Genomic DNA, 20,816 nt, shown 5'->3' with positions numbered 1-20,816 from the left:
GTGCGCCCGGACGCCATCGGGGGCTACAAGCCGGTGGAACTGCGGCTGCCCAGCCAGCCCGGGGACTTTACACTCAAGTGGGTCAGCGACCGCAAGGAGGTGCTGGCCGAGTCGCCGCTGCGTATCGACGGAGCCGAGGTATCGCTGGAGCTCCCCGCCAGCGCGCCCAAGGGGACCCAGATCGAGGTGCTGCCCCGAGGACCGGATGGGCTCGACGGTGAGGTCCGGCTGGTGTCGCAGGGCAAGGACAGGACCATTGAGGCGGCCTTGATCCGCACGGCCAAGCAGGGCGGCTACCAGCCCTCGCGCCTGCGTCTGCCCGCCGTCCCCGGGGACTACCGGGTGCTTTGGGTGGCGGACAACCGGGCGCCCTTGGTGGACGTGCCGATCAGGGTCACCGAGGTGGAGATCGCCATCGATGCCCCGGAGCGGGCACCGCTGGGCGGGGAGTTGTCCATTGCGCTCAAGGCCCCGGATGGGCTCGACGGTCGGCTGTGCCTGTTTGCCCAGGGCAAGACGCCCCCGGTGACCTGCGGCTTGGTACGGGAGGACCGCATCGCCGGCTATGTGCCGGTGCGGCTCAAGCTGCCGGCCCAGGCGGGCACCTTGGTCCTGCGCTGGTTGAGCGGGCGTAACGAGGTCCTGGCCGAGCGGCCCCTCACCGTGGCTGAGCCGGACGGGACAGACCCCGGGCGCTAGCCCAGTCCTGGTCTCGAGGCCCGGCGCTCCGGCCGGAGGCGGAGCACCTGGGGAGCACCGGGCCTGATCCGCGCGGCTGCGCTGCGCGGCAACCGGCGGCGGCTCATCGCCACCCAAGATCAGTCTGTCGTAGAATCGACGCAAGCCTAGGCCCACCCAGAGCACGAGCCCTCGCCGATGCATGACCTGAGCACGAATCTACGTTTGGAACTGCGCAGCGGACTGTCGGCCATCTATGGTCCGAGGCTGAAAGGGCTCTTTCTGTTCGGCTCCTATGCCCGCGGCCAGGCACAACCCGAGTCGGATTTGGACGTGCTCGTCGTCCTCGATTCGATCGAGCACTACGGCGCCGAGATCGATCGCACCGGTCACCTAGCCTCACGGCTGTCACTGGAGCATGGAGTAACGATCAGTCGGGTCTTTGTCTCCGAAAGGGATTGGCGGGAGCGGCGCACCGCCTTTTTAGCCAATGCGCATGCAGAGGCGATTGCTGCATGACGAAAGAAGGCAGCCAGCTATTGGATAAGGCCAGTCGTGCTATCCGAGCTGCAACGCGGTTGCTGGCGGATGACGATACGGACTTTGCCGCCAGCCGAGCCTATTACGCGATGCTCTACTGCGTGCAGGCATTGCTGACCGAAAAAGGGCTCCGGTTCTCCAAGCATAGCGGGGCGATTGGTGCCTTCGGTGCCCATTTCGCCAAGACTGGCGACCTCGACCCACGCTATCACCGCTGGCTGCTGGACGCCTTCGATAAGCGTCAGATCGGGGATTACGGCATTGATGCGGTACTGACTCAAGACGAAGTCCGTGAGATGATCCAGCGCGCCGACATTTTGCTGGCGGAAGTAACAAAGTATTTGACGACTCGGGATGCAAGCTAATGTCCTTCACCCAATTAAACGTCAGCCGCAGACAGCAAAAAGGGGCCAGGCTCAATTAAGCTCTTCTCCGCCCGGCAGATTTAATTGAGCCTGGCCCCTTATGCGGCCCGTTGCGCCTCGAAACCCGTATCCCGCTGGCTTACTTCAAGATCGCTCGCCAGCCGCCCCTATTTGGCAGACAGGACCAGCAGAACGTCGGCGTGGGGTCACAGGCATCGCCAATCCCGTCACCATTCTGATCCGACTGGTCCGGGTTCGCTACCAGCGGGCAGTTGTCGCTCCCGTCCGGCACGCCGTCGTTGTCGTCGTCCGGATCGGCGTTGTTACCGATACCATCGCCGTCGGTGTCGAGCTGTTCGGTGGGATCGAGCGGAAAGGCGTCCGCGGTGTCCGGTGTGCCGTCATTGTCGTCATCCGGGTCGCAGGCGTCGCCGAGCGCATCCGTATCGTGGTTGGCCTGGTCCGTATTGGGGCTGGTCGGGCAATTGTCGGTGTCATCAGGGATACCGTCCCGGTCAGTATCCGGCCACGAAACCGTCACGACCTGGGATAAGCGGTTACCGGCTAAGTCGTAGCTGTAAGCGATTTTGCTCCCGTCTGGATAGTTCACACCGTTCAGACGGTTGAGTGCATCGTATTGGTAGATGAGGGTGCCGGCAGGCAGGTTTGCTGACATCAGCAAGGCCAGTGCGGACAATGCGCCCAGCAGGGTCTTCGTGTGTTGCATCATAGCGAACCGCCGACTTGGCTCAGTATCCCGGTTTTATGTGCGGCTTGGTGTCGTAAGACACATAGGGTGGGCACGGTTTTTGTGGCCACGCATCAAATTTCGACATCATTCCGAAGTCAGGGCCGTGCCAACGACCCAGATGAAATGTCCGGCGGCACTCATGCCGCAGGCATCGCGATCTACCGCGCACATGAGTGTCCCCTCCCGTTGCATCGCCGCAGCTCCGCGATTCGTCATCCGGTCCCGCACAACCGGATCGAAGGCTGCCTCCTGCAGGTTGGACATGGTGCCGGAGATGTTGACGTCTAAGCCGACAACGGCGCCCCCCAGATCGAGCACTGCGGCGCCGAGATTGATCGGCGAGGCGGCTGTCAGTAGTGTGAAATCGACATTAAGCAACTGGCCCTCGAGGCTTCCCTCACCAGAACGGACCTTCGCGATGCCCTCGCCGACTGTCACCACGCTGCCGATGATGCTGGTCTTGCGATTCAGTTTCTTGAAACGCTTGGCGAGCTTGCTTGATGCGTAGAGGAAACCACCTTGAGCCTTCGTTATGGAACCGATCGCCGTAATGGTGTCGACGATTCCCACGCCTTTCTTTGAATCTTCGTATAGGTTAGTCAACAGCCCATCATGCGCCATGTCGGATGACGTCGGAAAATCAGGCCCCCCGCTGCTCGACCAACTACTCGACGACGGAATCCCCTCCCTTGCCGACAGCCCGCTCACATCAATCAGCCGCACCGGATTGTTCATGGCATAGACATAGCGATGCAGCGACTGACCATCGTCATCGGCGCCCGGCTTGGGGTCCTGGGAAAGGAACCGTCCGGTCGCCGGCTCATAATACCGGGCGCGCACATAGAGCAGCCCGCCCCCATCGTCCATCAGCCCATAGCGGCCGATATATCGGAAGGGGTTGGGTGTGCTGCCCGTCGCGCGGGACTGTGCCCCGAAGGGGTCATAGGCATAGGTATCGGTGACTTGGCCAGTGCCGTCGGTGAGGGCCGCGGTGGAGCCACGGGCGTCCGGCAGGTAATAGCGTACGCTGCCGTCCGCGCCGATACGCGAAACCAGGCCCAGACCTGAGACATACCAGGCCCGCGGTTGTCCTGCCCCGTCGGTCTCGGCCATGACCTGTGAAAGCGATCCGGCGGTATCCAGCAGATAGCGAGTCGCGGTGCCGCCCCGGATACGCTCCAGGCGGCGCCCCAGACCGTCATAGCGATAGGTCGTCCGCCCGGCACCGGTGCCGGACTGGATCAGCCGGTCGGCGCCATCCCAGGCCAGGGCCTCCCCACCCCGGCCGGTCAGGTTGCCCTGGGTATCATAGCCATAGGCCAGGCCCCCGGTCAGGGTCAAGCGATTGTCGGCATCGACGGTATTGGCCGTGGTCGCCGCGATCAAGGCCGGGGCGAGGGTATCGGTCTGGTCGACGGACAGATGATTACCTAGCGCATCCAGGGTGTAGGTATATCCCGCCAGAAGGGTCGTGCCACGGCGATGGGCGAGGGCGGTCAAGCGGTCGGCCGCATCGTAACCGTAGGTCGTCGCGACTCCGTTCGGCAGGGCGGCGGAGACCAGTCGTCCGCCCGGGTCATAGGCATAGACGGTGCGGTTACCGAGCCAGTCGGTCAGCCCCGTCAGGCGCCCAGCGGCGTCGTAGCCATAGGTTAACGGGCGGCCCCCCGGATAGGTCAGGGCGGTACGCCGACCGGCTGCATCGTAGCTATAACCCATGGTCTGACCGAAGGGATCGGTCGCCGCGATCCGCCGATCCAGTGCATCGTAAACATAGCGGCTGGACCCGACCCCGTCGGCCATCGTCAGCAGATTGCCCACCGCGTCATAGGTCAATGTGACGTTCGATCCGCCCGGATACGCGATGCTCGCCAGCCGGTCCAATGCGTCATAGCCATATTGGATCGGGCGGCCGTCCGGGCGGGTCACCCGGATGCGATGCCCCACGGCATCATAGTCATTCAGGGTCACCGCACCGCCCGGCGCGATCTGCTGCACCAGGCGGTCGCCTGCGTCGTAGGTGTACGTGGTGGTATGGCCGTTCGGGTCGGTCATCGTGACCCGTTTGCCGACCGCATTGTAGCCATAGGCGATGCGCCCGCCGGCGGCGTCCGCAACTGCGGTGAGGCGGCCCAGGGCGTCATACCAGCGGCGACCGCTGTGCCCGGCGGCATCGGTGACACGGGTCGGACGATCCAGCGCATCGTAGGCGATCTCCGTGACCTGCCCGAGGGCGTCAGTCATCCGGATCGGCCGGTTGCGGGCATCGTAGACCGAGCTGGTCGTATTGCCGTTGGGGTCGGTCACCCGCAGGGTGTTACCGTTGGCGTCGTGTACCTGGACGGTGCGCCCACCCAGCGGGTCCGTCACCTCAAGCAACTGTCCGACGGCGTCGTAGCCGTAACGGGTGACGGCGCCCAGGGGATCGGTGAGCGCAACACGCCGGTCCAGGGCATCATAGGTCGCGCGCTGGACGGCGCCCAGCGCGTCGGTGGTGGACACCAGCAGGTCTTTCTCGTCGTAGGCGAAGACCGTGGTACGCCCGAGCCGGTCGGTGATGCCGACGCGGTTGCCGTTGGGGTCGTAGTCAAAGGTCAGCGTCTTACCCGCGGCGTCGGTCTGGGTGATCAGTTGATCCCCGGCATCGTAGGCGCTGGTCGTCGTCCGCCCCAGGGCGTCGGTCACCGTCAGGCGGCGGCCCAGGGTGTCGTAGCCGAAGGTCGTGACATGACTGGCGGCGTCCGTGGCCGCGGTCAGGTTCCCAGCGGCATCGTAGGCAAAGGTCGCGGTCCGGCCGAGGGGATCGGTGACGGTCAGCGGCAGTCCATTGCCGCTGTAGGTGACGCTCGAGCGGTTACCGAGTGCATCGATGCTTGCGGTCAGGTTGCCCTTAGTGTCGTAGATGAACTGGGTCACGCCGCCCAGTGCGTCGGTGCGGGTCAGCGGGTTGTCGTCGCTGTCATAGCTGATGGCGGTGACCTGGCCCAGCGCGTCCCGTTTGCTCGTCACATTGCCGCGGGCGTCGTAGCCGTATTCGGTCAGATGGCCATTCTTGTCCGTCACCTGGGTCCGATTGCCCAAGGCGTCATAGCGGTAGGCGGTCTGGGCGCCATTGGCGTCCTGTGCCCGGATCAGGCGCAGCAGTTCATCGTGCCGGTGGACCATCACGCCGCCCAGCGCGTCGGTAATGGTGGTGACGCGGTCGGTCTCCTGATAGCTGTAAGCCGTGGCCCCGCCCTTGGCATCGGTCTGGTAGGTGACAACGCGTCGCTGCGCATCGTAGCCGTTGTTGACGACGCGATGGCCGCGGGGGTCGATGACGCTCAGAATCTGGTGCTGCCCATCATAGGTGTAGCGGGTGAGCTGACCGCGCGGGTCGGTGGCCGTGCTCAGGTCCCCATTTCCGTCATAGGCATAGCGGAGGGTGCGCCGGCTGGGGTCGGTGACCTGGATGAGGCGCCCGGACCCGTCGTAGTTGAAGGCGATGGTCCGGCCGGCGGTATCGATGATCTGTGTGAGATTGGCACCGGCATAGCCCAGGGTCAGGGTGTTGCCATTGCGGTCGGCTATGGCGGTAAGCCGACCAGCGTTATCGAAGTCATAGCGGGTACGGTCGCGCCTCAGCAGTGAAAAGGCGCCGGCCCCCTGATCGCTCAGGGTGTCGAAGACGCCATATTGCGGGGTGTAGCCGCCGCGGCCATCGGGGGTATAGGTCTCGGTGTGACCATCGCCCCAGGTGATGGTCGCGACGCCCGCGGCCTGACTCACGGCGATGCGATAACTATGGGTCCAGCCGGCGCCCAAGGGGCCGCCCGGCGCACCTGGGGTACTCGCCTCGCGGGAGTTGTAGGTACGCTCGAAGCGCAACGGGAGCCCGTTACCCGGGATCGCCAGGTCCAACCGCTGATAGACATAGTTGCCGGTCGCGGTATTGACCGGGTCGCTGGCGAAGCCGGACTGGCACATCAGTCCATTGGCGACCGCCGGTCGGGTCAGTTGGATGTCCCACCAGCCGCCGCCCGCCGGGTTCCAAGAGCGCTGGTAGGACTCATAGCCGGGCACGGTCACGGTGACCACCTGCGGGGTGCACGCCAGACCGACGAGACTGAACTGCCCCGCGGCGTCGGTGGTCACCGTCAAGCCGCCGGCGCTGATCGTCACCCCGGCCAAGGGGCCATTGGTGGCCCCATCCAGCAGGCGCCCGAACGCGCGACAGTTGCCGGTCCCGGTCCCGGTGCCGATCCCGGTCCCGGTGCTGATTTCGCTCCACTGCCCCCGGCTGTCCTGGAAGCGGATGCCGGCACTGTGATAGCCGTCCACGACCGATTGAGTCAGAGTGGCGGTCTCCACCACATCGCCGAAGGCCCCGTCATCCGCCGGCAGCGCGCTCGGCGACCCCCCGTCGACGCGCCCCTGCGCGGCGACCAACCAGGTCGGGCCGGCCTCCCCGGCTAGCGCTGTCCGGGCCGTAACGAAGAAGGTCTGCCGGGTGGCGGGCGACCAGGTGCCGGTGCTGTCGCGCAGGCGCAGGTTCAAGACATGGACGCCGGGCGCCAGTGTGTTGAGCACGGCGCGACCGCTGAGGGTCTCCATGGCGCTGTCGATGGCGCCGTCGGCAGCGGTCGCCAGGGGGATGCCGTGGCCCTGGCCGGGGTCACGATCGATGAATGCCTCAGCCGCCTCGACCCGGTTATAGCCGCCGGCCGGCAGCGTGCCGGGGGCACTCTGGGTAAAACGGAAGCTCTGGCCGATGGCGGCGGACCAGAGTCCGGCGGCATCACGGGTGCGCACGAACAGGGTGTGGTTGCCCGATACCGCGTGCAGATCGAGCTGTCGCAAGACCAGTTCCAGGCTGCTGTTGAACGCCCCGTCCGCGGCGGCCAACGGGGTTCCGCGGCCCGGCCCCGGGTCCTGATCGAGATAAGCCTCTGCCGTCTGTAGCGTATTGACGACCCCGGCGGGGAGCGGCACGCCACCGGGATCGGCCGTCACCATGAGCCCCTGGCCGAGCGTGGCGGACCAGCGCCCCGCCTGATCCTGCACGCGCAGATAGAGCGTATGGGCGCCGGCGGCGGTGTTGGTCAGGTCCAGTCGCGCCGAACCGATACGCACCGGGTCGTCCCCCGCGCCGCCCAGGCCCAGTGGGGAGCCGGTGCCGGGGTCCAGGCCCGGGTCATCCAGGATCGCCTCGGCGGCGGTCGGGGCATTGGCCCCGCCGCTCGCCAGGGCCGCGGGCAGCCCTGCCCACAGCCACAGTGGCAGCAGACAGGCAAGCAGCAGACGGGCGCGCGCTGTGACCATGGCGGGGCCTTAATGAGCGCGCGTCAGCGCAGCCGGGCCACGCCGAGCGCCTGAACCTCCAGTGACCCGCTCACACCGCCCGCCGGGGACCAATCCCATCTGATCAGCGGGTAAACATAGGGGGCATAGTTGGTTGCGCCGCGCTGGAGGTCGTACTGGCCGATCTCCCAGGGCCCGCCATAGGCGCCCATGTCATTGCGGGTGCGGTCCAGGTCGGCCAGGACGTCATCGGCCGGACCGGCATCGATCGCCGGTGAGTCGGGTGCCAGGCGGTAGCCGACCAGGTCGACGAATTTGGGGTCCGCGTTCAGATTGCCCCCGCCGGCCGGGCAGCCCACGGAGCCGTTGTAGCAGAGATTGTTGCTGATGTCCTGGCTCACGGAGGTGACGTTGATCGGTGGAGAATTGTTCCGCTCCGCAAAGTCCATGATGATGTTGCCGGAGACCCGCGAGACGCCGCTGGACGAGTAGATGGCCCAGCTACTGGATCTCGGTGAGCCAAGGCCGCGAATGATATTGTTGGTGATGGTCGCATAGCCCGTGCCGGCAGTAGCGATGGCGATCTGGTAACTGCCCGTAGATTGGACCTCGATAATATTGTCCGCGACCAGGCTGTAGGCGGATGTCGTATAAATGACCCCTTGCCGCGGCGAGGTGTAAATTTCGGCAGTCGAGTACACCCGATTGGCCAGAATCCGCGCTAAGCCACCCCTGGCATGAATAATCGTGTTAGGGCCGCCGCGCAGGTCGTTGCCAACGATCGAGCTCGGTGAATAGACCCCAATCGAACCGCCGTACAGTGTATTGCCGGCGATATACGAGGCCCCGCTCCCATAGTCGGCTCCCTCATTGATGATCCCACCACCCGTCAGGCCGTTGCCAACGATCACCAGCGCCGGTGCCGCATCCACCACCGCACTGGACCCGATGGGACCGGTGATGAGTATGTTGCCGGCGGTAAAATCGTTTTCCAGCAGACGCACCGCGGCCGGATGCTGGGTCACCAGGAAGTTCTGGGTGAACTTGAGGCCCTGCACCGTCACGCTGATCCCGTCCGCGGCGGCCGTCAGGGTGCCGGTGATGAAGGCGTGGGTCCCGCGCGCCACCGGCCGGATGGTCAGTGACTTGGTAAGCGAGGTATCGCCGGCATAGCTCCCCTCCTGCAACACCAGGGTGTCCCCGGGGCTGGCACTCGCCGCCGCGGCGTTCAGGGTGCCGGTCCCCGGCGCCACAGGGATCTCGGCCGACCACACCGGCGGGCACAGCAGGCAGAACAGTAGCGCAAATGCAACCAGGGGGTAGCGCGGCATGGCAAAAATCCTTTCACTCGAATGGCCTTGCGGCCGAACCAGCCGTGCGTCGCAGGCGATTCGGGGTCGGCGTAAGGGGTCTCGCATCGATCGGGACCAGGCGAGCCGATCGATATTCGGGCACATGCTAGCTTATAAACCTACCGCAGCCAAGCCTTTTTTCGGTATCGGCATTAGCCCTGCGGCAATCCCAGCACCCGCCGGGCCGTCGCGCTGGTGCGCTGCGCCAACCCGGCCGGGTCTTCGCCGCGCACTTGGGCCAGGGCGGCCAGCACGTCCGGCAGATATTCCGGGCTGTTGCGCTCGCCCTGATGGGCGGCGACGGTGAGATCCGGGGCGTCGGTCTCCAGGACGATGGCGCCGCACGGTAGCGCCGCGGCCAGTGCGCGCAGCTTGGTGGACCGCGCAAAGGTCAGCATACCGCCAAAACCGAGCGCAAAGCCGAGGTCCAGATAGCGGCGCGCCTCCGCCAGCCCGCCGCTGAAGGCGTGTGCAATGCCTCCGCGCACCGGGTTGCGCTTGAGTGCTGCCAGGACCTGCGCGTGGGCCTTGCGCACATGCAGCAACACCGGCAGGTCGGCGGCGCGGGCGATGGCGAGTTGCGCCTCAAACAGGGCCTGCTGGCGCTCCCGATCCAGTTCACGCTCAAAATAGTCGAGCCCGATCTCGCCGATCGCCAGCACCCGGTGGTCCGCAATGGCGCGCTCCAGGGCCGGCAGGTCAGCGTCCTGGTGCTGATCAAGATACACCGGGTGTAACCCCAGGGCCGGATACAGGTCCGCATCCGTCTCACACAGTGCGAGCAGCCCCGGCCAGCCCGCCCGGTGGATCGCCGGGATCACCAGCCCCCGCACCCCGGCGGCGCGGGTGCGCCCCAGCACGGCCGCCCGGTCCGGGTCGAACTCGGGGCAATCCAGGTGGCAGTGGGTGTCGATCAGTTCCATGCGCCGCCGCCGACGCTCACCACATCAGGTCGTCCGGCACCTGGAACTCGGCATAGGGATCGTCCGCGGCCGGCGGCGGTGCGGGCTTGTTGTGTACAAGCACCAGGCTCGCGTCCCACTCGCGCAGGCGCACGGCGATCTCCACCGGGACCAGTTCGTAGAAGGTGTCCTGCCGCACCAGGGCCAGACGGCCGTCGACCAGCCGGGCATGCTGGTCGCGGTTCACATAGAGGCGCTTGAGCGCCGTGCCATCGGTAAAGTTGTAGGCCAGGTCGCCGCCCTCGCGGACCACGCGGTGGGCATGGATCAACTGGCGGATATCGTTCTCGCGGGCGCGCTGCTGCGCCTCTTCCTGCTGGCGGCGATTGAGTTCGCGGTCCTTACGGGCCTTCTCGGCGCGCGCCTCCTCGGCCGCCCGGCGCGCCGGGTCGTCGGCCGCGGCGGCCCGCCCGCCGGGTTGTTTGACGCTCTTGCGCTTGTCGGTGCGCGTCTCCTTGAGCCGGTGCTCGCTGACCAGACCGGCCTTCAATAATTGCTCTTGGAGCGAGTTACCCACGATGCCATCACCCTTGTCATAATGGGCCGGCGCGGCCCCGAGGGTGCAGAGCATCCGATAGCGGGGCCGCCGACGCAAGCCGTTGCGCGCGACACCCCACGGCGCGCCCGCATGGGGGTCGGCGGCGGGTCCTGGTAGAATCACTGGCAGTCGGCGTGCCGGTCACGCTCGTGGGCCTCCCCCACGCGCACCGTCGACGCCCCCGGAGCGCCTTGATCGCCGCGCCCAGCATAGCCCTTACTCTCTGAATTCAGGAGCTTTATCCATGTCAAATCGGCACCTCTGTCGCGCCTTACTGTTGACCTTGGCCGTGCCCTTCGGCGCCACCCAGGCCACTGACATCGGGTCGGTGGACATGACTGCGGTGCTCGAGAAGAGCAAGATGGGGCTCAAGGTCCAGGAGCAACTGCGCAAGGAATTGGAGCCCAAGGCCGCGCCGATGCGCGAGGAGGAAAAGGCCATCCGCGAGGCCCAGGCGAGTCTGGCGCGCGAGTCCGCGCTGATGAGCAAAGACCTGTTGGAAAAGAAGCAGGCCGAGCTCAAGAAACGGATCGAGGCCTTCCAGAAGAAGGCCGCGCCCATCCAGGAGGAGTTCATGAAGACCGAGCAGGAACGCAGCCGAGAGCTGATGGCGCCGGCCTCGAAGGCGTTGGAGGCAGTGGCCAAGCAGAAGAAACTCGGCATGGTCGTGGAGCGCGGCCAGGGCGGCGTCGTGTTCGTGGACAAGGGAGTGGACATCACCGAGGACGTGATCAAGCAGATGGATGCGAACACCAAGTAGCCGCCGCCGGCGGACCACCCGCCGCAATCGCTGTCACTTAGGGTATTTCCACTTATTCGGTCTGGGGTTAAACTAGCGCGGTACCAGACGTCCAGCGGGTGCCGGATCCTCCGCGACGCGGGGACGGAGCCCGACGGCCGCGGCACGCCCCCTGGCCGGTGCGACCGCAACCGGCCCGACGACCAGACCATCCATCGACTCACCGCCGCGCCGCGCGGCCGGCACACACACGAAGAGGAATCCATCCCATGCTTGGCGAACCCCACAACCTCCTGCACGAGTTTCCGGAGCTGGAAGGCAAAATCGAGGGCCTGCGCGCGTCCAACCCGGACTTCGCCCGTCTCATGAACGACTATGACGACCTGGATGCCCGCGTTCGTCAGCTCGAAGAGCTGGGTATCCCGGTGGCCGACGAGACCATCGAAGAGCTGAAGAAGGAGCGCCTGGTCCTCAAGGACCGCCTCTACCGGATCCTGCACGGCTGACCCACCGCCGCAGGGGACACCCGGGACCGCCGCCGCGGTGGCCATCTCGGGTCCCGCGCGGACCCACAGTACCTTGAAGACCGCCCCGGCGCCGTCTGGACATCCCGGCCCCGGGGTGGAACCATGGCAGCCAACCCGCCCGCGCCGCACAGCAGCGAGACCGCCATGGACTTCCGTACCCTTCCAGTCACCCTCTTCCAACAGAATTGCACCCTGCTGTGGTGCGAGGCGACCCGGCGCACCGTCGTCATCGATCCCGGAGGGGAGGCGCCGCGCATCCTGCGCCTGCTCGAGGATCTGAAGCTCGAACCCGAACGCATCCTGCTGACCCACGGGCACCTGGACCATGTCGGCGCCACGGCCGACCTGGTCGACCACCTGGGCATTCCGGTCTGGGGCCCCCACCTGGACGACGCCTTCCTGATCGAGGCCCTGGACCAGCAGTGTGCGATGTTCGGCGTGCCGCCACTGCGCGGCTTCGAACCCGATCACTGGTTAGCGCAGGGCGATACCGTCACGGTGGGTGAGGCGACCCTCGAGGTCCTGCACTGTCCGGGGCACTCCCCGGGTCATCTGGTGTATTTCCATGCCGCGGGACGGCTCGCCCAGATCGGTGACGTGCTCTTCCAGGGCTCCATCGGGCGCACCGATCTCCCGGGGGGAAACCACCAACAGCTCATCGAATCGATTACCGAACGACTCTTTCCCCTGGGGGATGACGTGCGGTTCATCCCCGGCCACGGGCCCACGTCGACCTTTGGGACGGAGCGCCGGACCAATCCGTTCGTGAGGCCGGCCGCCCGCTCGCCCCTGTGAGGATTGCAAATGCTATTCAATCGCTTACTGAATAAGACGCGCCAGGTCCTGGGGAAGAAACCGGCGCCGCCGGAAAACCTCCCGGAACTGGCGCGCGAACACAACGCACTCGACGTCAGGCGCGATGCGGTCCGGCGCCTGGCGAGCCTCCCCCAACTGCGTGACATCCTCACCAGCGACAGTGACGCGGGTGTGCGCGAGCTCGCCGCCACCCGTTACCGCCACCTGCTGGCGGGCACTGAGCAGGCCGGCCTGACCGTGGAAGAGCGGCTCACCGAGTTCGCCGGGGTCGCGGACCTTCGGGTGGTGGAGTCCCTGGCGCGGGAAGGGCATGACGCACCGCTGCGCCGCGCCGCCATCGCGCGGGTCGCCAACCCCGCGGTGCTGGTGGACTGTGCCCTGCATGACCCGACGGCGGCCAATCGGGGCGCGGCGGTGGCGCGGCTCGATGACCGGGTGGGTCTGGAGCAGGTGGCCCGGCAGATCGGCAAGAAGGACAAGGCGGTGTACCGCGCGGTGCGCGAGAAACTGCGGCAACAGGCCGAACAGGAGGCGGCGCCCCAGCGTATCAACGCCCTGTGCGCGGACCTGTGCGAGCGGGCCGAGCGCCTTGGACACCTCCAGCAGTGGACCCAGGACCGCGCACTGCTCGGGCATCTGGACCGCCAGTGGGCCGAGGCGGCGCCCCAGGCGCAGCCTGAATTGCAGGTGCGCTATGCCGCCGCCCGCGCCTGCTTCATCGCCGCCCACGACGCCTATCAGGCCGCCAACGCGGCCCAGCTGGCGACCAAGGAGACCCTCATCGCCCTGGCGGCCCGGCGCGAGGCGCTGATCGCGCAGGCAGCAGGGCTCGCCGCGCTCGACGCAGCGGCACAACTGGAGGTCGGGGCACGGCTGACGGCCGACTGGGCCGCCCTGGGTGCGGCGCCGGACGCCGAACAGCGCGACCAGGAGCGGCGCTTCAACCAGCACCTGCAGAGCGTCGCGGCCGCGGGTCAGGCCCTGGCCGAGCGCACTCGCCAGGTCGAGCGGCTGGGCCACGCGGCGGCCAAGGCCGAGCAGTTACTCGCGCTGTCCAAACCGCTGGACCTGACCCAGACCCGCACCCTGATTGCGCAGGGGCGCGCCCTGGCGGCAGGGTTCACCGGGGACGCCGCGGTGGCCGCCTTCACCGACCTGGCCGATCGCCTGGAGGCACGCCTCAAGCACCAGCACCGCCAGGCCGAGCATCGCCTTGCAGAGCTCCCAGCCCGCATCGACGCACTGCAGGCCCTGATCGAGGCCGGGGAGCTGAAAAAGGCCGACCCCATCCTTCAGAGCCTCCAGGCCGCCCTGGACCTCATCCAGACCAGCGGCCTGCCCAAGGGCGCGACCGCGGACCTCCAGGCCCGACTGCGGGAGCTGGGTCCGCGCGTGCGTGACCTGCAGCACTGGCGTCGCTGGGGCGCGGACCAGCACCGCGAGGCCCTGTGCGAGGCCATTGAGGCGCTGCGCGAACAGGGCCTGCCGTTGGCGGCGGTCGCCGAGCGGCTCCACGCACTCAAGACCGACTGGGCCGAGGTGGACCGCGCCGGCTCCCCCGTCAACAAGGCACTCTTGGAGCGCTTCCACCAGGGGGCCGCGGCGGTCGCCGAGCGGATCCGCCCTTGGCTTACGGCCCAGGCGGAGGAACAGGAGGCCAACCGCAGCGCCCGCGAGCAGGTGTGTCGGCAGTTGGAGGACTTTCTGTCGCAGGTCGACTGGGAGCGGGTGGACTGGAAGCGGGTGGTGCGGGCGGGCACCGAGGTCCGGCACGCCTGGTCACTGATCGGTCACTGCGAGCCGCGCGAGCGCCGTCGGCTGGAGCGCAGGTACCGTCAGGCAACCGACGCACTCGACCACCGGCTGGATGTCGAGCGGGCGCGCAATCAGGCGTTCAAGCGCGAGCTCATCGAGCGCGTGCGCGCGGCCGCGGAGCGGCCGGACCTGGACGCGGCGATTGAGGAAACCAAGGCCCTCCAGCGCCAGTGGCGCACCACGGTGGCGGCCCGCCAGCGCGACGAGAACCGCCTCTGGCAGAGTTTTCGCGCCGCCTGCGACGCGGTCTTCGAGCGCCGCGCCGCCCAGCACCAGGCACAACGCGGCGAGGCCGACGCCAACGTGGCCGCCCGCGCGGCCCTCTGCGACGAGGCCCTGGCCTGCGCCGCCGCGCAGGACGACCCGCGCCGGCTGGCCGCCGCACTGCACGACCTCGAACAGCGTTGGCGCGATGAGGAATCGCTCCCGCTCCCGCGCGCCGCCACCGCGGCCCTGAACCGCCGTTGGCAAGAGGCGCGTGAACGCCTGCGGCAGCGCCACCAGGAGCTCGAAGACACTGCCGGGCGCGAGGTCTTCGACCTGCTGCTGCGCCGGGCGGCCCTGTGCCGGGACCTGGAGCAAGGCCTGCTGGACCCGGCGGCGACCCCGGTCGATGTGGCTACCGCCGAACAGACCTGGGCCAACCTGCCGGAATTACCGGACCGCGGCCAGCAGGAGGCCCTGACCGCGCGTTGGCGCGTTGCCCTGGCCGCCGCCGCCGACCCGGCGCAACGGGTCGCGCTGCGCGACCAATGCCAGGCCAACGCCGAGCGGCGCGAGCGTCTCTGTCTGGAGTTGGAGGTCGCCGCCGGGGTGGAATCCCCCGCGGCCCTGGCCCCGGAGCGGCTGCGGCTCCAGGTCGGTCGGCTCGCCGAGCGTATGAGCGAGGGCGAGGCCGACAGCCTGCGCGGCGCCGCCGACCTGCTGCGCACCTGGTACCTGCTGGGCCCGGCGCCGCGGGATGCGGACCTGGAGGCGCGGGTGGAGTTGGTGCGGCAAGCGCTGGCGAGGGGAGGACCGAGCGCCCAGGCGGAGGAGTCCGAGGCGGCCTGAGCGCTTGGGGGCGCCGCACCCCAGTGCGGCTCGATCTCGCAAGCGACCGCAGCGTTGCGTCCCGCTGATGGGCCGCGCCGCACTGAAACTGGGCAAGTATTCCACAATCTGCTGCGACTCGTTACGGGCCGGCCTGACACCGAGCCGCACCGCCATGGCCACCGCAGCCCCGCTCAGCCGCCCGGGGATGACGACCGGTCAAATCCTGGCAGCAGCCCACCCATTGAGGCGGCCAAATACCAGATCCAGATGATGTTCGTGATCTCCGCGGGTACTGTCCTGGGGTCGGTGGCGGCGGCGTAGCTCGGCTCCCGCCGCCTGTTCGACGACCGAGAGCGCCAGCGCCTGGATCGGCTGCCCGCCTCGGTGCGTGATCTGAGCGCCTGATCCGGAAAACCCATAGCGCGCCCGGCACCACTCGAGGATAATCCCGAGCCTTTTAGCCGAGGGATTTTCGATGTTCAAGAACGCCAGGATGTATCGCTTGGGGACGCCCTTCGGCCTGCCTGCCGCTGACCTGGAGGAGGCGCTGGGCACCCGCCGGTTCCGTCCCTGCGGCCCGGTGGAGGTCGCCACACTCGGCTGGTCGGCGCCGCTGGGGGATGAGACGTCAGGCTTGGTCCATGGGGTGGGCGGCTGCCTGCTGCTGTGCATGCGTAAGCAGGAGCGGCTGCTGCCGTCCGCGGCCGTGGCCGAGGCGGTGGACGAGCGCATCGCGGAGATCGAGACCAGCGAGGGGCGCGATGTCGGCCGCTCCGAGCGCCGGTCGCTGCGCGAGCAGATTGTCACCGAGATGCTCCCGCGCGCCTTCACCCGCTCGCGGCGCACCCTGTTTTATATCGATACCGAGTCCAATTGGCTGGTGGTCGATGCGGCCAGTGAGAAGACGGCCGAGGAGGCTATCTCACTGCTGCGCGTCACGCTCGAGACCCTGCCGGCCAAGCCCGCCACCCCGCGCCAGGCCCCCGCGGGCATCCTCACCACCTGGTTGCTGGCCGGTGACGCCCCCGCCGATTTCGTCCCCGCGGACGCCTGCGAATTGCGCGACGCCGAGGATAGCGGGAGCGTCATTCGCTGCAAGGGGCAGGATTTGAGCAGTGACGAGATCCTCAACCACCTGCGCGCCGGCAAGCAGGTGGTGAAACTGGCCTTGGACTGGGACGAGCGGCTGAGCTTTGTCCTGGCGGACGACCTGTCGCTCAAACGCCTGAAGGTGGGCGATGCGCTGCTCGATGAGATCGACGACCAGGACGATCCGGCGGCGCGGCTGGATGCCGAGTTTGCACTCATGGCCCTGCAACTGCGTGAGCTATTCGTGCGCATGGACACCATCTTCGGCCTGATCGGTGAGGAGGGGGGCGCGGGGACTTCAACGGGGACTGCCCTTCCACCTTGGAAATAATCCTAAATCCGGAAATTGCTCACGCTTTCCAGCGTTATACCTTGTAGAAATCCCGATACCAGGCGACGAAGCGACCCACCCCGTCAGCGACCGAGGTCTTTGGCTGATAGCCCGTGTCCCTGACCAGATCGCTCACGTCCGCATAGGTGTCCGGCACGTCCCCCGGTTGCAGGGGCAATAGGTTCAATTGTGCCTTCCGGCCGAGGCTGCGCTCGAGTACGGCGATGTACTCCATGAGCTCGACCGGCGCGCTGTTGCCGATATTGTAGAGGCGGTAGGGCGCGCGACTACTGGCCGGATCCGGTTGCGCGCTGGACCACTCGGGGTTGCCCGGGGCGACCCGGTCTAATACCCGGATCACACCCTCGACGATATCGTCGATGTAGGTGAAGTCCCGGCGATGTTTGCCATAATTGAAGACATCAATGGGTTCGCCGGCGATGATTGCCCGGGTGAACTTGAAGAGTGCCATGTCCGGCCGGCCCCAGGGGCCGTAGACGGTGAAGAACCGCAGTCCCGTGGTCGGCAGGGCGTAAAGATGGCTGTAGGTGTGGGCCATCAGTTCGTTGGCCTTCTTACTCGCGGCGTAGAGGCTCACCGGATGGTCCACGTTGTGGTGGACCGAGAAGGGCATGGTGGTATTGGCGCCATAGACTGAACTGCTCGAGGCATACACCAGATGCTCGACGCCGGTATGGCGACACCCTTCGAGTACATTCGTGAACCCGACTAGGTTGGTAGCGACATAGGCCATCGGGTTCTCAATCGAATAGCGCACCCCGGCCTGGGCGGCGAGATTCACTACCCGCTCTGGCCGATAGGTCTCGAAGACCTCGCGCAGGCGCTCGCCATGCTCGATATCGACCCGCAGGTCGACAAACGCCGGATGTCCCTGAAGCCGCGCCAGGCGCGCCTCTTTCAGTGCGACGTCATAATAGTCGTTCAGGTTGTCGACGCCGATGACCTGATCGCCGCGTTCCAGGAGCCGCCGCGCCAGGCTGGCGCCGATAAAACCCGCGCTGCCGGTGATTAATACTTTCATCGGGATTCTCCTTCGCGTCGACTCACAAGCGTCCGTCGACCTGATCTTTGGGGAACAACTGTTTGACGTCGTAGAGCACCGCATCGGGTTTGCCGAACCCGCGGATGCGCGTGACCCCTAACTCGCTGAACTGGCGGTGCGCGACCGCCAGGATCACAGCGTCATAGGTCCCCGGGGGCGGTTCGTCGATGAGCGCGATCCCATATTCGTGGCGGGCCTCGTCCGGGTTCACCCAGGGGTCATGAACGTCACAGGCGATGCCATATTCCTTGAGCTCGGCGACGATATCCACGACCCGCGTGTTGCGCAGGTCCGGACAGTTCTCCTTGAAGGCGAGACCCAATACCAGTACCCGCGTGCTGGTGGACAGGCCGCTGCGCTGCATCATGAGCTTGACGACCTGCTTGGCCACATAGGCGCCCATGCGGTCGTTGAGCCGTCGTCCCGCCAGGATGATCTCCGGGTGGTAGCCGATCGCCTGGGCCTTATGGGTCAGATAATAGGGGTCGACGCCGATGCAGTGCCCACCCACCAGTCCGGGCCGGAAGGGCAGGAAGTTCCATTTGCTGCCGGCCGCCTCCAACACCTCCTGGGTGTCGAGCCCGAGCCGATTGAAGATCAGCGCGAGTTCGTTGATGAGGGCGATGTTGACGTCGCGCTGCGTATTCTCGATGACTTTGGCCGCCTCGGCCACCCGGATGCTGCTGGCGAGATGGGTGCCCGCGGTAATGATCGAGCGATAGAGTGCATCGACGAAGGCGGCGGTTTTCGGGGTCGAGCCGGAGGTGACCTTCTTGATCGTGGTCAGGCGATGTTCTTTATCCCCGGGGTTGATACGTTCGGGGCTGTAACCGACATAGAAATCCTGGTTGTACCTGAGCCCCGAAACCTGCTCGATAAGCGGCACACAGACCTCTTCGGTGGCCCCGGGGTAGACCGTCGACTCATAGATCACGACATCGCCGGCCGTGATCACACCACCGAGCATCCGACTGGCCGACTCGAGCGGTCGCAGGTCAGGTGACTTGTGCGCATCAATGGGGGTGGGGACAGTGACGATGTAGACGTTGCACTCGGCGAGCTCCCCCACCGACTGCGTGTAACGCAGTTGCGTCGTGCCTTGGAGGTCGTCCGGCGCGACCTCGAGCGAACTGTCGCGTCCCGCCAGCAGCTCGGCGACACGCGCATCATTGATATCAAAACCGACCGTCGGATAACGCTTGCCGAATTCCACCGCCAGTGGCAGCCCCACATAGCCAAGCCCCACCACGCCGACCCGGATGTTGTTCAGTTGCGCATTCAGATAGACATTCAGGGTCATGATCCAAGGACTCAGTAGGGTGGCAATCCGCCGGCAGTCTATATTAACAGCGTACCGCGGTCAGTGCGACCGCGCACGTCCGCCGCTGCCCCTCATATGTTAGGATTCGGCCTCTTATCGGCATACACACTCGGCCAATCAGCGGTGGAACGAACGTGTCGAAAACTTATATCTATCTGGCAGTCATTGAGGCGTTCGTCTTTTTCCTCGCCTCCCAACTCGGCGTCTGGACGCATTTTGGCCGGACCTTGCCGGCCGCCCCGGCACCCGTCTACTGGCTGATCACCAGCCTCTTTTTCGCCATCACCATGAGTGCATCCATGGTCGCCATGGGCCTTTATCAACGCGATGCCCATGTCGGCGAGGCCGCCTTCGCGGTGCGGCTCGGCCTGGTCTTCCTACTCGGCGTTACTATTTTATCAGTAGGGGTTTTCGTTGTTCCTGCGCCGTTCACGGCGCGCGGAATCCTCGGTCTGAGCCTGGTCTTCTCCTTCATCGGAATCGGTTTGGTGCGCCTCGTCTTCACGCGCCTGGTCAATGTCGAGTCGCGCCGCCGCCGCGTCCTGGTGCTGGGGGCCGGTCGCCGTGCCCAAACCATCGCGGAGCGGGTCGCGCGGGACCATACCTTGGGCTTCGCGGTCGTGGGCTACGTACCCTTACCCAACACTCGCTCCCTGGTCGATGGGGACAAATTGCTGTGGTCGAATCGGCCGCTCATGGAGTTGGCCAAGCAGTATGGCGCCGACGAGGTGGTGGTGGCCGTCGACGATCAACGCGGGACCTTGCCGGTAGCCGAGTTGGTCGACTGCAAGTTCGGCGGATTCGAGGTCCTGGACTTGCTCGCCTTCTTTGAAAAGGAACTCCAGATCATTAAGATCGACCTGCTGTATCCCAGCTGGATCTTTCTCTCGTCCAAAGGGTTTCGTATGGGGCTGGCGACCAGGCTGAGTAAGCGACTGTTTGACCTGACGGCGACACTGGCGATGTTGGTCGTTGCGGGCCCACTGATGCTGTTGATCACGGCTGCCAGCCTGATCGCGTCGCGGGGCCGGGGGCCGATTCTCTACCACCAGGTCAGAGTCGGACAGCACGGCCGGTTGTTTCATGTCCACAAGTTCCGGAGCATGCGGGTCGATGCCGAGGCCGACGGGGTAGCACGCTGGGCCACCAAGAACGACACTCGCATCACCCGCTTGGGCCTTTTCTTGCGCAATACGCGGTTGGACGAACTCCCCCAGATCTTCAATGTCCTGCGGGGTCACATGAGTCTGGTTGGCCCCCGCCCTGAGCGCCCGGAGTTTGTCGAGCGACTCTCCGCCAGTATTCCATTCTACACGGAGCGTCATCGCGTCAAACCCGGGGTTACCGGTTGGGCGCAACTGCTGTATCCCTATGGTTCCGATGACGAGGACGCCCGGCGCAAGCTCGAATATGACCTCTACTATGTCAAGCACGCCGGCCTATTCCTCGATATAGCGATCGTCGGAGCTGATTTACAAAAAGCTTCTTTGAAGGGGTGGTTTGTCGAGGCCTTGGTCCAGAAGGCGCAGGGTCTTTACCTGCGTGCCAAGGAAGACTGCGCCGCCGGAGACACATTCGCGGCCGAACAGACGGTCGGGACTGCCCTGACGCTCG

Annotated in this window: 16 protein-coding genes; 9 read left to right on the top strand and 7 right to left on the bottom strand. The window is 66.2% G+C overall.

The window, feature by feature from the left end; translation table 11 throughout:
• The 3 genes from QZY44_RS00715 to QZY44_RS00705 all read left to right on the top strand — a co-directional run bounded on the left by QZY44_RS00715 (position 1) and on the right by QZY44_RS00705 (position 1,583).
• Entirely contained in the window at positions 1–699 is a 699-nt protein-coding gene (locus QZY44_RS00715) for a hypothetical protein (protein ID WP_295440806.1), read from the top strand.
• Positions 700–876: 177 nt separating this feature from the next.
• Entirely contained in the window at positions 877–1,197 is a 321-nt protein-coding gene (locus QZY44_RS00710) for a nucleotidyltransferase domain-containing protein (RefSeq protein WP_295440804.1), read from the top strand.
• Positions 1,194–1,583 (top strand): HEPN domain-containing protein, encoded by a 390-nt coding sequence (locus QZY44_RS00705; RefSeq protein WP_295440801.1) that lies wholly within the window; start codon positions 1,194–1,196, stop codon positions 1,581–1,583. The genes QZY44_RS00710 and QZY44_RS00705 overlap by 4 nt, the downstream gene beginning before the upstream one ends.
• A 139-nt stretch (positions 1,584–1,722) precedes the next feature.
• On the opposite strand, the gene QZY44_RS00700 is transcribed toward QZY44_RS00705, so the two are convergent.
• The 5 genes from QZY44_RS00700 to QZY44_RS00680 form a co-directional block, all read right to left on the bottom strand.
• Positions 1,723–2,313 (bottom strand): thrombospondin type 3 repeat-containing protein, encoded by a 591-nt coding sequence (locus QZY44_RS00700; protein WP_295440798.1) that lies wholly within the window; start codon positions 2,311–2,313, stop codon positions 1,723–1,725.
• Positions 2,314–2,418: 105 nt separating this feature from the next.
• Positions 2,419–7,635, bottom strand: coding sequence for a DUF6531 domain-containing protein (locus tag QZY44_RS00695; RefSeq protein WP_295440795.1), 5,217 nt, complete (start codon positions 7,633–7,635; stop codon positions 2,419–2,421).
• A 23-nt stretch (positions 7,636–7,658) separates the two neighbouring features.
• Positions 7,659–8,945: a hypothetical protein gene (locus QZY44_RS00690; RefSeq protein ID WP_295440792.1), complete on the bottom strand. Its 1,287-nt coding sequence runs from the start codon at positions 8,943–8,945 to the stop codon at positions 7,659–7,661.
• 173 nt (positions 8,946–9,118) lie between these two features.
• Positions 9,119–9,889 carry a TatD family hydrolase gene (locus tag QZY44_RS00685; RefSeq protein ID WP_295440789.1) on the bottom strand — a complete coding sequence of 257 codons (771 nt, stop codon included), beginning with the start codon at positions 9,887–9,889 and terminating at the stop codon, positions 9,119–9,121.
• Between the two features lie 16 nt (positions 9,890–9,905).
• On the bottom strand, positions 9,906–10,445 hold the full coding sequence (locus tag QZY44_RS00680) for a DUF2058 domain-containing protein (RefSeq protein ID WP_295440874.1): 540 nt from the start codon (positions 10,443–10,445) through the stop codon (positions 9,906–9,908).
• 265 nt (positions 10,446–10,710) lie between these two features.
• Between QZY44_RS00680 and QZY44_RS00675 the strand changes: the two genes are divergently transcribed.
• From QZY44_RS00675 to QZY44_RS00650, 5 genes are all read left to right on the top strand, one after another.
• Positions 10,711–11,226, top strand: a complete 516-nt coding sequence (locus tag QZY44_RS00675; protein ID WP_295440786.1) for an OmpH family outer membrane protein — start codon at positions 10,711–10,713, stop codon at positions 11,224–11,226.
• 248 nt (positions 11,227–11,474) lie between these two features.
• Positions 11,475–11,711 carry a YdcH family protein gene (locus tag QZY44_RS00670; protein ID WP_295440783.1) on the top strand — a complete coding sequence of 79 codons (237 nt, stop codon included), beginning with the start codon at positions 11,475–11,477 and terminating at the stop codon, positions 11,709–11,711.
• Positions 11,712–11,876: 165 nt separating this feature from the next.
• Complete coding sequence (locus QZY44_RS00665) at positions 11,877–12,527, top strand: MBL fold metallo-hydrolase (protein WP_295440871.1); 651 nt, start codon at positions 11,877–11,879, stop codon at positions 12,525–12,527.
• 9 nt (positions 12,528–12,536) lie between these two features.
• Positions 12,537–15,416 (top strand): DUF349 domain-containing protein, encoded by a 2,880-nt coding sequence (locus QZY44_RS00660; protein ID WP_295440780.1) that lies wholly within the window; start codon positions 12,537–12,539, stop codon positions 15,414–15,416.
• A gap of 457 nt (positions 15,417–15,873) precedes the next feature.
• A complete protein-coding gene (locus tag QZY44_RS00650) occupies positions 15,874–16,818 on the top strand; it encodes a recombination-associated protein RdgC (protein ID WP_295440777.1) in 945 nt (314 codons plus the stop codon).
• 34 nt (positions 16,819–16,852) lie between these two features.
• Here QZY44_RS00650 and QZY44_RS00645 read toward each other — a convergent pair whose 3' ends face one another.
• Both QZY44_RS00645 and tviB read right to left on the bottom strand, forming a co-directional pair.
• Positions 16,853–17,860, bottom strand: coding sequence for an NAD-dependent epimerase (locus QZY44_RS00645; protein WP_295440774.1), 1,008 nt, complete (start codon positions 17,858–17,860; stop codon positions 16,853–16,855).
• Positions 17,861–17,882: 22 nt separating this feature from the next.
• On the bottom strand, positions 17,883–19,181 hold the full coding sequence (gene tviB / locus QZY44_RS00640) for a Vi polysaccharide biosynthesis UDP-N-acetylglucosamine C-6 dehydrogenase TviB (RefSeq protein ID WP_295440771.1): 1,299 nt from the start codon (positions 19,179–19,181) through the stop codon (positions 17,883–17,885).
• 155 nt (positions 19,182–19,336) lie between these two features.
• On the opposite strand from tviB, the gene QZY44_RS00635 reads away from it, so the two are divergent.
• Positions 19,337–20,816 (top strand): TIGR03013 family XrtA/PEP-CTERM system glycosyltransferase (locus QZY44_RS00635; RefSeq protein ID WP_295440768.1); only part of this gene is annotated, 1,480 nt, incomplete at its 3' end.

It is taken from the genome of uncultured Thiodictyon sp. (genome assembly GCA_903837595.1).
Lineage (GTDB): Bacteria > Pseudomonadota > Gammaproteobacteria > Chromatiales > Chromatiaceae > Thiodictyon.
The sequence above is the reverse complement of the archived record's forward strand: the minus strand, read 5'-3'. Positions and strand labels throughout refer to the sequence as shown.

Excerpts from the sequence above, each read along its gene's own strand:
- QZY44_RS00710 (WP_295440804.1), top strand. The coding sequence starts at position 877 with ATGCATGACCTGAGCACGAATCTACGTTTGGAACTGCGCAGCGGACTG.
- QZY44_RS00705 (WP_295440801.1), top strand. The coding sequence starts at position 1,194 with ATGACGAAAGAAGGCAGCCAGCTATTGGATAAGGCCAGTCGTGCTATC.
- QZY44_RS00700 (WP_295440798.1), bottom strand. The coding sequence starts at position 2,313 with ATGATGCAACACACGAAGACCCTGCTGGGCGCATTGTCCGCACTGGCC.
- QZY44_RS00695 (WP_295440795.1), bottom strand. The coding sequence starts at position 7,635 with ATGGTCACAGCGCGCGCCCGTCTGCTGCTTGCCTGTCTGCTGCCACTG.
- QZY44_RS00690 (WP_295440792.1), bottom strand. The coding sequence starts at position 8,945 with ATGCCGCGCTACCCCCTGGTTGCATTTGCGCTACTGTTCTGCCTGCTG.
- QZY44_RS00685 (WP_295440789.1), bottom strand. The coding sequence starts at position 9,889 with ATGGAACTGATCGACACCCACTGCCACCTGGATTGCCCCGAGTTCGAC.
- QZY44_RS00675 (WP_295440786.1), top strand. The coding sequence starts at position 10,711 with ATGTCAAATCGGCACCTCTGTCGCGCCTTACTGTTGACCTTGGCCGTG.
- QZY44_RS00670 (WP_295440783.1), top strand. The coding sequence starts at position 11,475 with ATGCTTGGCGAACCCCACAACCTCCTGCACGAGTTTCCGGAGCTGGAA.
- QZY44_RS00665 (WP_295440871.1), top strand. The coding sequence starts at position 11,877 with ATGGACTTCCGTACCCTTCCAGTCACCCTCTTCCAACAGAATTGCACC.
- QZY44_RS00660 (WP_295440780.1), top strand. The coding sequence starts at position 12,537 with ATGCTATTCAATCGCTTACTGAATAAGACGCGCCAGGTCCTGGGGAAG.
- QZY44_RS00650 (WP_295440777.1), top strand. The coding sequence starts at position 15,874 with ATGTTCAAGAACGCCAGGATGTATCGCTTGGGGACGCCCTTCGGCCTG.
- QZY44_RS00645 (WP_295440774.1), bottom strand. The coding sequence starts at position 17,860 with ATGAAAGTATTAATCACCGGCAGCGCGGGTTTTATCGGCGCCAGCCTG.
- tviB (WP_295440771.1), bottom strand. The coding sequence starts at position 19,181 with ATGACCCTGAATGTCTATCTGAATGCGCAACTGAACAACATCCGGGTC.